The 11,562-nt window shown below is 67.5% G+C and carries 10 protein-coding genes and 1 tRNA gene; 5 read left to right on the top strand and 6 right to left on the bottom strand.

Translation table 11 applies throughout. The annotated features are described in order from the left end of the window. Positions 1–51: 51 nt before the first annotated feature. Positions 52–1,089, bottom strand: a complete 1,038-nt coding sequence (locus tag D106_RS0113340) for an alpha/beta fold hydrolase (protein WP_018880343.1) — start codon at positions 1,087–1,089, stop codon at positions 52–54. Continuing rightward, on the bottom strand, positions 1,079–3,103 hold the full coding sequence (locus D106_RS0113345; RefSeq protein ID WP_018880344.1) for a site-specific recombinase: 2,025 nt from the start codon (positions 3,101–3,103) through the stop codon (positions 1,079–1,081). The genes D106_RS0113340 and D106_RS0113345 overlap by 11 nt, the downstream gene beginning before the upstream one ends. A 264-nt stretch (positions 3,104–3,367) precedes the next feature. Here D106_RS0113345 and D106_RS0113350 point away from each other — a divergent pair, with 264 nt between their 5' ends. The 3 genes from D106_RS0113350 to D106_RS0113360 all read left to right on the top strand — a co-directional run bounded on the left by D106_RS0113350 (position 3,368) and on the right by D106_RS0113360 (position 5,917). Continuing rightward, positions 3,368–3,982, top strand: a complete 615-nt coding sequence (locus tag D106_RS0113350; RefSeq protein WP_018867821.1) for a BMC domain-containing protein — start codon at positions 3,368–3,370, stop codon at positions 3,980–3,982. 1 nt (position 3,983) lies between these two features. Continuing rightward, positions 3,984–4,556 carry an NUDIX hydrolase gene (locus D106_RS0113355; protein ID WP_018875908.1) on the top strand — a complete coding sequence of 191 codons (573 nt, stop codon included), beginning with the start codon at positions 3,984–3,986 and terminating at the stop codon, positions 4,554–4,556. 92 nt (positions 4,557–4,648) lie between these two features. Then, positions 4,649–5,917, top strand: coding sequence for a TlpA disulfide reductase family protein (locus tag D106_RS0113360; protein WP_018880345.1), 1,269 nt, complete (start codon positions 4,649–4,651; stop codon positions 5,915–5,917). A gap of 19 nt (positions 5,918–5,936) precedes the next feature. On the opposite strand, the gene D106_RS0113365 is transcribed toward D106_RS0113360, so the two are convergent. From D106_RS0113365 to D106_RS0113380, 4 genes are all read right to left on the bottom strand, one after another. Further along, complete coding sequence (locus tag D106_RS0113365; RefSeq protein WP_018875910.1) at positions 5,937–6,635, bottom strand: rhodanese-like domain-containing protein; 699 nt, start codon at positions 6,633–6,635, stop codon at positions 5,937–5,939. A 74-nt stretch (positions 6,636–6,709) separates the two neighbouring features. Further along, positions 6,710–8,020: a peroxiredoxin gene (locus tag D106_RS0113370; protein ID WP_018880346.1), complete on the bottom strand. Its 1,311-nt coding sequence runs from the start codon at positions 8,018–8,020 to the stop codon at positions 6,710–6,712. A gap of 111 nt (positions 8,021–8,131) precedes the next feature. Continuing rightward, positions 8,132–9,685: a membrane-bound lytic murein transglycosylase MltF gene (gene mltF / locus D106_RS0113375; RefSeq protein WP_018880347.1), complete on the bottom strand. Its 1,554-nt coding sequence runs from the start codon at positions 9,683–9,685 to the stop codon at positions 8,132–8,134. An 87-nt stretch (positions 9,686–9,772) separates the two neighbouring features. Then, a complete protein-coding gene (locus D106_RS0113380; protein ID WP_018867827.1) occupies positions 9,773–10,633 on the bottom strand; it encodes a diiron oxygenase in 861 nt (286 codons plus the stop codon). A gap of 395 nt (positions 10,634–11,028) precedes the next feature. On the opposite strand from D106_RS0113380, the gene D106_RS0113385 reads away from it, so the two are divergent. Both D106_RS0113385 and D106_RS0113390 read left to right on the top strand, forming a co-directional pair. Then, the gene (locus D106_RS0113385; protein ID WP_026279324.1) at positions 11,029–11,358 is read left to right on the top strand and encodes a DUF1820 family protein; all 330 of its coding nucleotides are present in this window, start codon (positions 11,029–11,031) and stop codon (positions 11,356–11,358) included. Between the two features lie 93 nt (positions 11,359–11,451). Beyond that, positions 11,452–11,542: transfer RNA gene (locus D106_RS0113390), tRNA-Ser, on the top strand. The last annotated feature ends 20 nt before the right edge of the window (positions 11,543–11,562 follow it).

Raw genomic sequence — 11,562 nt, forward strand, 5'->3', positions numbered from 1 at the left:
TCTCCAGAGGTTGCTGCATCGAGCGTAGCTTTGATGCGCCGGCGGGGCCAGTCAGTCTAGATCCCGAAGGTATTGCGTTAGCGCATCGAGGCTGCGTTCGTGGCCGGAGGGGAGGGGGGCTTGCGGGTCCTGCAGCCAGGCGGCGATGTCGGCGAAGGTGGTTTCGGCGCGGGTGTAGCGGGTCAGCATGTGGTAGCCCTCGGGGTAGAGCACGGCGCGGTGGGCACCGGACTCCTGCGCGGAAAGCCCCTCCAGCAGGCGCGCCAGGGGGCGCGGTGGCACCAGATCGTCGCGCGCGCCGTACAGGGTCAGGCTGGGCGCGGGCAGGTCGGGACCGGTCTCCAGCGCGTGGGTCATCAGGGTGGTCAGGCCATCGAGGGCATCGATGCGCGCGTCGCGCAGCACGAGCGGGTCGTCGCGCATCTGTTGCAGCACGGCGGGGTCGTCCGTCGGGTGGATATCCAGTTCCGCCGCCATCTCGCCGTCCAGGCGCCAGCCGGGGGCCAGGCGCGCTCCCAGCCACAGGCCGAAGCGCTGATACCAGGGCATGTCGCCCCGGCTCCAGACGGCCGGGGCGATCAGCACCGTGCCGGCCACGAGCGGTGTCCCGTCCCCGGCGTCGGGCGCCTCCGACGCGGCCAGCAGGGCGACCGCGCCGCCCATGCTCTTGCCGACCAGGTAGGGCGTGCGGTCGGGATAACGTGCCTGCAGCAGCCGCAGCGCGGTGCGGGCGTCGTCGGCCATGATCCGATGACCGGACCAGTAGCCGGCATTGCGCGTGCCGCCGAAGCCGCGCTGGTCATAGGCGTAGACCGCGATGGCGTGCTCGGCGAGGGCCTCGCCCAGGGCCTGCATGCTGCCGCCGTGGTCGTTGAACCCGTGCAGGGCCAGCACCACCCGCTCCGGGGTCTCCGGACCCCAGCGATGCAGCGGCAGTCGATCACCGTCCGCGGTTTGGATGACCTCCGGGGCGAGGATCGGCACGCGGGACTCGCCGCCGGACGGGTTGGGCACCGCTCCGGCACAGCCGGCCAGCCACAGGATGGCCAGCGGCAGCAGCAGGAGACCCCGGGCGTGGCTACCGAGCATCGCCTTTGTCGTTGTCGTTGTCGTCGGCGGCGGCAACGGCACGCGGGGGGAACAGGAATTCCCGCGGGCGTTCGCGCAGATGATGGCCGTAGGCGCGGAAGACGCGGTCGAAGGCCCCCATACGCACGCCCCGGGCGCGCAGCGCGACGTACAGCGCGAGGCCGAAACTGACCCACAGGTTGACGGCCCCGATCAGCAGCACGAAGACCAGGAACAGCGTGAATATCCCCGGCCCGGGTGCCTCGCTGGCGGTGACATAGCCGAGATTGGCCGAGGCGAAGGCCACGTGCTGGATATCCAGCGGCAGGCTCAGCAGGTAGCCGACATATCCGGTGACCCCGAGCAGGACGCCGAACAGGAAGTTCCCGATCAGGGCCCCGTAGTTGTAGCCGATCCAGTCAGCCAGGCGGTGGCGGGCGCCGGTGGGCAGCAGGCGGCGCAGCCATGGGTGTTCCCGCAGCCGGCCGGGCAGGTCGAGATAGGCGCAGCGGTTGTCGAAGAAGCCGGCGATCAGGCCGGAGACGAACAGCCAGACCCCGGCGATCGCGGCGAAGAACAGCGCCAGCCCCATGATCGGGCGCAGGCCGTCCATCAGGTAGTCGGCCTCCTGGCCGGACAGGATCGGGGCCTCGAACAGGCGGGCGGAAAACAGCCCGATCAGGATCGCGGTGGGCAGGGCGATGCCCACGTTGCCCAGCACCGCGGCAAACTGCGAGCGTCCCACCCGCATCAGGAGGTCCGCCATCTTGCGCGGGTCGGCCGTCCCCCGTTCGCTCTCCTCGATGGCGGCGGCCAGGCGCGCGGCGGTCATGGCCGGCTGCTTGGTGGCGACGGTGAAGTGCAGGATGTGGATGAGCACGAAACCGAGCCCGTAGTTCAGGCTGGTCCACAGTGTGTAGGCCGCCTGGGACAGGTCCAGGGCCCCGATCTGGATCTTGATCAGCGCCATAACCGCGATAATCAGCCCGGCGCCGGCCCCGGAGCGCAGCATCTGGAAGTATTCGCCGCGCGACTGGGTGATGTAGTGCTCGCCGGTGTCGCTGACATGCTGGGTAATGCTGCGCGAGACCAGCTTGATGTTGTCCTGCCACAGCGCGCGCACCCCGTGCTGGCGGGCGCTGATGGTGATGAGTTCGCGGAACACGCCGACCGAGGCGGCGCGGGTATCGCGCTCCGCATCGGGTTCCAGCAGGTCGAGCAGCTTGTGGATGCGCCGGAGGGTCTGGTCCAGGCGTTCCAGCAGGTGGGTCAGGGACAGGCTGTTGCCGTGGGTGATGGCCAGCTGGCGCAGGCGCGCGATCTGCTCGCCGCACTGCTCCAGCAGCACGCGGGCGTGGCGGTCGTCCATGCGTTCGCGGTTGGGGTCCTCCAGCGCGGCACGATAGTCGCGCACGTAGGCGGAGATCTCGCGCTCCTGGGCCACAAACGCCGAGTTGCGCTCCGCGATCGACGGGTCCAGGCGCAGGAGTTCCGGTTCCAGTTCCTCGGCCGCCACCCAGATGGACAGCATCTCCAGGGCGTAGAGGATCTCCTCGCGGGCCCGGTGCAGGACCCCGGGATGCTCGCCGGACAGGCAGCCCAGTGCCTCCAGCAGGCGCCACCAGGCATCGTCCGGAAGGGCAGCGACCCAGACCGCATCGTCGGTCTGATGAAAGACGTGAAACAGCACATCTTTCAGATCCTGGCGATCCATCGGGCGCGGGTTGATGCGCTCGTAGATCAGCTCCGCCGCCTCGCGGAAGAACCCCTTGCGCGAGAACAGGCCGATCCCGGTGTACAGCGTCAGGTGCCGGGCGTCCTCCAGCCCGTCCTCCAGTCGCTGACGCAGCCGTTCCTGCAGGCCCGGGTGGTCCGCGAGCGCCAGGGTCAGTTGTTCGATCCGGCCGATAACCGGGGCCACATTGCGGGGATCTTCCGGGCGCAGCCAGTCGACGAGTTCGCGCAGGGTCTCGGCCAGGTCGAGGTCGGCATCTTCCACGCGGGCCAGGAGGTGTTCCGCGTCCTGCTTTGTCATGACAATCCCTGTGGCGGCTGGGCTGGCGTAGCATTATACGAGGCCATACGGGGGTTGTGTCGGCGCGTTGCAGGGGCTCCGATGCGGCCCGGAGATTGAGCTTGAGGCCCGCTGCGTTCACAATACGCCCCTCAATTCTCCCGTGTACTCACGCAGGCCGGCGGTAGCAGGCGGCTTGCGTAACCTGTGCGCGGACGCCCCGCGCGGGTTCGGGCCGCGACGCGCGGGACCCATGGGGCCCAGGCCCCGGCCCAGAGCGAATCGATGATCCAGCTGCGTACCTACGTCTACATGGATTCCCTCCAGCCGCAGCTGGCGGAATACATGGCTACGGTCTCCCAGGGCTTTCTGCCCGTACCGGGGGACTCCTGCCTGTGGGTGGAGGTTTCGCCGGGGATGGCGGTGCACCGTCTGACCGACGTGGCGCTGAAGGCGACCAACGTGCACCTCGCGCAGCAGGTCGTGGAGCGCGAGTTCGGTTCCATGGTGATCCACCACCGCGACCAGAGCGAGGTGCAGGAGGCCGGTCGCGTGCTGCTCTCGCGCCTGGGCGCCAGCCAGGAGGATCGTCAGCCCTGCCGCATCCCCTGGCAGGAGACCATCCGCGGGATGACCCCGGATCACACCGTGCTGATCAACCGCCAGAACCGCCGCGGGAACATGATCCTGCCGGATCAGAGCATGTTCATCCTCGAGGCGGAGCCGGCCGGCTACATCATCTATGCCGCGAATCAGGCGTTGAAGGCGGCCAATGTGTCGCTGATCGATGTGCGCGCGGTGGGCGCCTTCGGGCGTCTGACCCTGGCCGGCCGCGAGGGCGACGTGGACGAGGCGGCGCGCGCGGCGATCCACGCGCTGCACAACCCCGCCGGTACCTGAGATGCATCGCGCGCAGCTGCTGGACCTGCTCGCCCGTCACCAGACGACCTTCATCGAGGAGGCCGGCTTCGTCCGCCGCGCGCTGGATTTCGTCAACGACCACCCGGACTGCTTCAATTGCGACCTGACGCCGGCCCACGTGACCGGCTCGGCCTGGGTGGTCAGTCCGGATCGCGAGCAGGCCCTGTTGCTGCTGCACGGCAAGCACCATCGCTGGTTCCAGCCAGGCGGGCATGCCGATGGTCAGGCGGATATCCTGCAGGTGGCGCTGCGCGAGACACACGAGGAAACCGGCTTGTCCCCCGAGCATATCCGGCTCGTCGAGGAAGACATCTTCGACCTGGATATCCACACCATCCCCGCCAGCCCGCATTTCCCGATGCACGAGCACATCGACGTGCGCTTCCTGCTGGAGATCGATGACCGCCTGCCGGTGCCCGGCAGCCACGAGTCGCACGACATCCTGTGGGTCCCGCTGCAGCATGTCTCGCGCTACAACAACAGCCGTTCCCTGTGGCGGATGGTGGAGAAGACCCGCCGCCTGCGTACCTACCGGCACATTCACCCGCGCTGATCCCGTTTGCTGGATGGGCCGGCGATGTTTCCGCCCGCCCGACAGGGCGCTATAGTCGCCTTCCGTCTACCTGATCCGTGCGTCCCTTGTCGATGAGCGTTCTGCCACGTCTTGGCCTGCTGCTGTGCCTGATTCTGGCTGCGCCGGTGCTGGCCGACGTCGCGGAGCCGCGTTCGATGACCGTGACGGATCCCGCCGGCGTGGAGCTGGACGTGACCGTCTACCCGGCCGAGGGTGAGCGCCTCTACCTCTGGCTGCTGCCGCAGGCGGGCGCACACGCCAACCATGCCGAGTTCGGCCGCGAGCTGGCGGCCCTGGGCATTGAGGTCTGGCAGGTGGACCTGCTGGATGCCCATTTCCTCCCCCGCACCAACGAGAGCATGCGCAGCCTGGATGGTGTCAGCGTGGCCGCGTTGCTGCGCGCCGCGCATGAAGAGACGGGCAAGGAGGTCATGCTGGTGGCCTCCGGTCGCCCGGCCATCACCGCGCTGCGCGGCCTGCGCAAGTGGCAGGAAGACGGGCCCGACTCGGCTTACGTGCTCGGGGCGGCCCTGGCCTTCCCCAACCTGATGGTGGACACGCCGGTCGCCGGGGCGCCCGCGGAGTTTGTGGATGTCGTGCGGGCCACCAGCCTCCCCGTGTTTCTGCTGCAGCCGACCCAGGGCGTCTACCGCTGGCACCTGGACGAGATCCTGACCGACCTGCGCCGGGGTGGCAGCGCGGTGTTCGTGCAGATGATCCCGGGGGTGCGCGACTTCTACTACCTGCGCCGTTCCGACCCCGAACCGGAGGAAAGGGCCATGGCGGCCCGTCTGCCCGCGCAGTTGCTGCAGGCGGGCCGGCTGCTGGCGAGTGTCCCGCGCCCGCTGGCGGTGGCGCCGATGCCGGAGCTCGCGCGCGACGTCGAGGCCGGCCGGGGGCTGGTAGCGCGCGATCACCCGCCACCAGTCGACGACTTCACGCTCACCGATCACCTGGGCGATGAGCAGTTGCTGTCCGATTACGCAGGGCAGGTGGTCCTGCTGAACTTCTGGGCCAGCTGGTGCCCGCCCTGCGTCCACGAGATCCCGTCGATGAACCGCATGGCCGAGACCCTGGGCAAGGGTTTTGCCATCGTTTCGGTCAACTACCAGGAGAGCGCCGAGCACATCTCCGCCTTCATGGACGAGGTCCAGGTGGATTTCCCGGTGCTGATGGATTTCGATGGCCGGGTCGCCGCCGACTGGCGCGTATTCGCCTTCCCCAGCTCCTTCATCCTCGGCCGTGACGGCCGCGTGCGCTATTCCGTCAACAGCGCCATCAAATGGGACGACCCCGACGTCATCAACCGCGTCCGTACCCTCATGACCGAGCCCGAATAGCCGGCCGGACGGTCGTGCGTTATTCGTCGGTGGAGCCTTCCACCGTGGTCAGGCCGAAGGCGTGCCACATCTGCATGCCGCCGCGGTACCACTTGATGCGTTCGGCCGGGTAGCCGAGGTTGGTCAGCGTGCGGATGTTGGTGGGGGACTGCCCGCACCAGGGGCCGTTGCAGAACAGCACCAGGGTCTTGGCGTGGCTGAAGTCGTAGAAGTCGCCGTCGAACACCACGTCGAACCGGTCGCTGAGCACATTGCGTACGTCGTCCGGGTCGGCCCCGGAGGCGAAGTGCAGGCGATCCCAGGGGATGTTGATGGCCCCGGGGATGGTGCCGCGGCGATATTCGCGTGGGGTGCGTGAATCGATGATCAGCAGGTCGTCGCGCTCGGTGGTCTGGCGCAGGTAATCGATGAACTCCAGTTCACCCAGCGTCTCGACCCCGCGACCCAGGCTCATCGGCTGGATGCAGAAGGGCGGACAGGGGCGCGCGATTTGCGCGTAGTCCAGGTCGATCGTGGCGAAGGTGTCCTGGTCGCGGGTGACCGTCACGCGCTCGTCGCCGTGGCGCACCTCGAACTCGGCCATGTCGGCGGTGATGCCCACCTCCACCTCCGCGAAGGTGGGCGAGGCCACCAGCAGTGCCAGGCTCGCGAGCAGGCCGCATACACGGGGCGATGCGGGTTGGGGCTTTTCCATCGGATTCTCCTCGGCATCCGCCATTCCTCAAGCGTAGTCCCGAATATTGCCGAGCACGCGCAAGGGCCCACGTGTGGCGGGTATTTCGGGCGGCGGCGTTACCCTTGCGCCTGTTCGTCGAGGAGTTCGCGGATCTGGTCGATGACGCCGGGTTCGGTCCATTCGATCGCGCCGAACAGGTAGTAGCGCAGCTGGCCCTCGCGGTCGATGACGTAGCTGGTGGGGTAGGCCATCGCGCGCCAGTCATTCAGGGAGGCCTGGTCCGGGTCGAGGAGGATGGTGAAGTCCGTTTGCACTTCGTCCTCGATGAAGCGGCGGATGGTGGCCTCGTCCTCGCCGAGATTCACCGCGAGGATGCGAAAGCCTTCCGCGCGCAGTTCATCCTCCAGCAACTGCATGGATGGCATCTCGTGCACGCAGGGCGGGCACCAGCTTGCCCAGAAGTTCACCAGCACGACCTCGCCGCGATAGTCCTCCAGACGCCGGGTGTCGCCGGCAAGGTCGGGCCGTTCCAGCGGCGGGGCAGCCACGGGTTCGTCCAGGGTGTTCAGTTGCGCGTCGCTGCCGGTGGGGGTGCGCACGGCCAGGTCGGTGTCCGCCTCGGCCACGGCCGGCGTCCGCTGGCGGGGCAGGCGCGAGAGCATCTCCATGCCGAAGGCGATCTCGCGGTGGAAGTGCTCGCTCGCGAGTTGCTCGCCGGCCGTGGCATCGGGGCGGAAGAAGAACCGGTCGCGGATCCCGGGAAGCAGGCGGGCGCCCACAGCACTGCCGCCCTCCGAGAGACCCGCGCGGATGCGGCCGAGCTGCTGGCGCTGTGGGGATTGCGCCGGTTGCAGAATGTACACAGGGAGGTTGGTCAGTCCGACGATGGCCTGCAGCTCGGTACCTTCGGTGTCCACGCCGGTGTGCAGGTAGGGGCTGGCCATCAGCAGGCCGGCCAGGTGGTCCGCATCCGGGTGGGCGAGCTGCCACTGGTAAAGCCCGGTGAGCAGCCAGGGCAGGGCGCGGTCGTGGCCGAACGCGAAGACGGCTCGACCGGTATCGGCGTGAGCCGACTCGATCAGGTCCGCGACGGTCGTGGTGGGCATGTCATCGAAGCTGGAGGCCGCCTCCGGCAGGAAGTGGCCGCTGAAGGGGTCCACCAGCCAGACCTCGATGCCGATGGCCTGCAGGGCCAGGGCCTGGGTGCGGTGGCCGTCGCGCAACCCGTGCTCGGACGGGAACCACAGCAGCACGGCGTCGCCGTCGGCGCGATAGCGCTCCACCGGCACTTCGGCGCCGCCGGCCTCGATGATGGCGGCTGCGTTCGCAGCGCCGGTTGGATCCCCGGCATCCTGGGCCAGGGCGATAAGCGGCGTCCCCAGAAGCGCTACCAGAGAGAGCAGAACAACGGCGAGAGAACGGGTCATGCAGGCCTTTCCGGAGGGTGTTCGGGGAGAGACGCACGAGGGCTCGATATTGATCCGCCGGTGCTGAATGCAGTCCGGTCGTCCCGTGGACATCCTTGTGAGACTCCACACCTAGAGCGACACCGGGACCCGGCGATACGGCTCGGGGGGCGGCGGTCTGTGGTCGCCGCTTTCGGGGAAGCGCTGGATCAGCTTGTCGTAGTAGCTGCGGATGTTCTGCACGTAGACGACCGGCTCCCAGCCACGGGCGTAGCCATAGCGGGTGCGCTCGTACCATTCGGGGTCGGCCAGGCGCGGGAGCCACTGCATCACGTCCAGCCAGCGATCCGGATCGTCGCCATGCGCATCCGCCAGGCGACGGGCGTCGTGCAGGTGACCGAGGCCGACGTTGTAGGCCGCCAGGGTCATCCAGGTGCGGTCCGGTTCCGGGATTCGCTCCGGGAGTCGTTCGCGCAGATCCAGCAGGTATCGCGTGCCACCGTCCACGCTCGATGCGGGATCGGTGCGGTCGTCGATGCCGAGACCCGCAGCGGTGTTCTGGGTCAGCATCATCAGCCCGCGCACGCCGGTGGGCGACACGGCGTTGGCATTCCAGTGTGACTCCTGATAGGCCACCGCCGCGATGAAGCGCCAATCCAGGCCGTATTGCTCGCCGGCGCTCTCGAACAGGTCGCGAAAGCGATCCAGGCGGTCCTCCACTCGGCGGGCGAAGGTCAGGGCGTCCACCAGGTCGTGGGTCTCCAGGTGGCCCAGGTAACGGTCGGTCATCAGCTCCAGTTCGCGGCTCTCGCGCAGGCGCTCGATATAGCGTTCCGCCGCTTCGATCAGGCTGTGGTCGAACCCGGACGGGAACAGCCAGGTGACGGTCGCACCGCGCTCGAACTCGTACGCGGTGCGCAGCTCCGGATGCAGGCGCCGCAGCCGCCCGAACTCCAGCGAGTTCATCAGGGCATAGTCGATCTCGCCTGCGGCTAGTGCCTGGCGCAGCGCCTCGGCAGTTCCCAGCGGTACCAGTTCAATCGGAGGGTCACGGGGCTCGTCGCCCAGGATCTCCAAGGGATTCTCTTCCGGATCGCCGGATTCCGGCCCCTCCGCCATGCCTGAGCTCCTTTGTCTTGCCGCCTCGACGTGGGCCAGGTGGTTCTGCAGGCGTTCCGGCAACGGAGATTGCGCGGTGAACCCCAGGCGGGTTCCGGCGGGGAGATCGTTGAGGGCGGACAGGGCCGAGTTCGATTCGTTGTCACGCCAGAAGGCGAGGAGTTGCTGGATCGCAAGGATCTCCGGCCCTGGTTTGACCGCGGGGTCGTTGGGATCGACCAGCAACCCGGCGGCGAGATCCACGCGCTGTTCGCGCAGCCGCTGGTGAGCCTCGGCCGCCGTGTCCACGCGGGTGACCCGGATGCGCGTGCCCAGCTCCTGCGCAAAGCCGTGCAGCAGGTCGAGGTCCAGCTGGTCGTGGCCGTTGGCCACTGCAAGTTCCGAACGGCCCAGTGGGGTGTCCACCAGAACGACCTGCAACTCCTCGCGAAAGGTGAGCTGCTCCAGTGCGGAGGGTGGCTGGAACCAGACCCGCAGACCAATCATCACCAGCAGCACGATGAAGATGCCGAGCTCGATCTGACGCCAGGTCGTGCTTGGAGGTCGGAGCTGAAGGTGCGGGGCCATGGACTGGATGATACCCAATCAAGCGGCGTGGCCGCGCGGGACGCGGCGGCGCCGGGTCCGGGTGCTGGTCCTGGCCGGAATGTTTCCCTATCGCCAGTTCAGGACCAGCCCCTGAGCGCGCAGGATCTGCAGCGCGGGGTCGACACAGGTGTCGATGAAGGCGGCCCGGCGCGGATTGTCGCGTGCCAATCGGCGGTAGTCCGGACCCGCGGGCAGGCCCGCGAGCTGGTAGATATCCGCCGTCGGGTAGTAGAAGGCGTGCACGAACTGACGGAATACCCGGCGCATCAGCGGCCGGTAGGTGGTCTTCTGCCAGGCGGGCAGGGAGTCCAGGTAGCTTTCCAGCGTGTCGCGGGCATGCGCCATGTGGCGGGCCTCGTCGATCATGTGGGTGGTGACGACGTCATGCACCGTGGGGCTTATCTGGTCGCGGCGCTGGTGGATCAGCCGGTTCATCCGATCCGGCACTTCCTCGCCGATCATCACCGCGATCCAGAAGATCGAGGACTCGAACGGGGCGAAGCGTCCGACCAGGGTGGCGAGACGCGGCTTCGGGAAGCGCTTCTCCGGCAGCTCCAGGCCGCTGCGCCGCATGAACTCGATGAACATCAGGCTGTGCCCGGCCTCTTCGCGCAGCTCGTGCAGGCGGTAGTTCAGTCGGTCCAGCCGGCCGGTCGAGTGCATGGAGATGCGCGAGATGCGCTCCATGAACAGGCCCTCCAGCCACAGTGCCCCGCTGATGAAGTAAAGGAACTCGTACTGCGACAGGCGGCGTTTCTGCTCGGCGGACAACGCCGAGTATTCCGGCGTACCGAATAGCGAGACGGCCTCTTCCGGGATCCAGAAGTCCTCCGGCGACAGCGCATCCCAGCGAATCCGCGTGAGCGGATCCTGGTATGGCGAACTGTTGCGGCTCAAGTGATCGAGCAGCTCCTGGGAGGAATTCATCGTTGGCGTGCCGGGGCCCATGCGGATGACGCCGGGAATCATACCGGCTCTGCCCGTCCGGACCAACGCCAACCCGTTGCAATCTGCGGTTGCTCCCCCATGATTAAGGAGACGCTGATTGAATCGCACGTCCGCGTTGGCGCCCCCTGTTTTCCGAGACAAGGCGCGTCGTGCAGCGGGTAGTGGTTCTACCCGCAAGCGGCGCAACGCAGGATCGGGGAACAGGGGGCACCAACCCCACAAGCCATTGAAAGCAGGGGCTCGGCCGCTTTTGCGTGCGCCCGGCGTTGCGGCTCGCTTATGTAGCTCGGCTACACTTCACTCACCGCGCCTTGTTCGCACGCAAAAGCGACTCGAGCGCGGACGTGCGATTCAATCAGCGTCTCCTTAAGATCATGGACAAGAACATACGTTACCGGATCAGCTTTCTGAACAATGGCAAGACCTACGAGTTATTTGCCCGCGATGTCTATCAGGACGAACTCTACGGGTTCGTGACCATCGAGGGTCTGCTGTTCGGGGAGCGCTCGCAGGTCGTGGTGGATCCCTCGGAGGAACGCCTGCGTACCGAGTTCGAGGGAGTGGAGCGCTTCCACGTGCCGATGCATGCCCTGATTCGCATCGACGAGGTCACCGCCGTGGGGACCCCGCGCATCCACGACGCGGGCGCGGTGGGTGGCAACGTGCATGCCTTCCCGGGGTTGCCAGGCAAGGGCGGGTCCTGATCCGCAAGCGTTTTCCACCGGCCCTCCATTGCGCCGCTGCCGCGCCTGGTTTAGGATTCCGCGCTCTGTAGCTGTCCAGCGGTTGCGGAAAACGGAGAGGTGGCCGAGCGGTCGAAGGCGCACGCCTGGAAAGTGTGTATACGGTAACCCCGTATCGAGGGTTCGAATCCCTCCCTCTCCGCCAGATTCGAGCAAAGGGGCCTG

This window comes from Thioalkalivibrio sp. ALE9, from assembly GCF_000377445.1.
In the GTDB taxonomy this organism is placed as follows: Bacteria; Pseudomonadota; Gammaproteobacteria; order Ectothiorhodospirales; family Ectothiorhodospiraceae; genus Thioalkalivibrio.

What these genes read in the sequence shown, in the direction of transcription:
- D106_RS0113380 (WP_018867827.1), bottom strand. Translation starts at nt 10,633, where the DNA reads ATGAATTCCTCCCAGGAGCTGCTCGATCACTTGAGCCGCAACAGTTCG.
- D106_RS0113350 (WP_018867821.1), top strand. Translation starts at nt 3,368, where the DNA reads ATGATCCAGCTGCGTACCTACGTCTACATGGATTCCCTCCAGCCGCAG.
- D106_RS0113360 (WP_018880345.1), top strand. Translation starts at nt 4,649, where the DNA reads ATGAGCGTTCTGCCACGTCTTGGCCTGCTGCTGTGCCTGATTCTGGCT.
- D106_RS0113385 (WP_026279324.1), top strand. Translation starts at nt 11,029, where the DNA reads ATGGACAAGAACATACGTTACCGGATCAGCTTTCTGAACAATGGCAAG.
- D106_RS0113365 (WP_018875910.1), bottom strand. Translation starts at nt 6,635, where the DNA reads ATGGCGGATGCCGAGGAGAATCCGATGGAAAAGCCCCAACCCGCATCG.
- D106_RS0113370 (WP_018880346.1), bottom strand. Translation starts at nt 8,020, where the DNA reads ATGACCCGTTCTCTCGCCGTTGTTCTGCTCTCTCTGGTAGCGCTTCTG.
- D106_RS0113355 (WP_018875908.1), top strand. Translation starts at nt 3,984, where the DNA reads ATGCATCGCGCGCAGCTGCTGGACCTGCTCGCCCGTCACCAGACGACC.
- D106_RS0113340 (WP_018880343.1), bottom strand. Translation starts at nt 1,089, where the DNA reads ATGCTCGGTAGCCACGCCCGGGGTCTCCTGCTGCTGCCGCTGGCCATC.
- D106_RS0113345 (WP_018880344.1), bottom strand. Translation starts at nt 3,103, where the DNA reads ATGACAAAGCAGGACGCGGAACACCTCCTGGCCCGCGTGGAAGATGCC.
- mltF (WP_018880347.1), bottom strand. Translation starts at nt 9,685, where the DNA reads ATGGCCCCGCACCTTCAGCTCCGACCTCCAAGCACGACCTGGCGTCAG.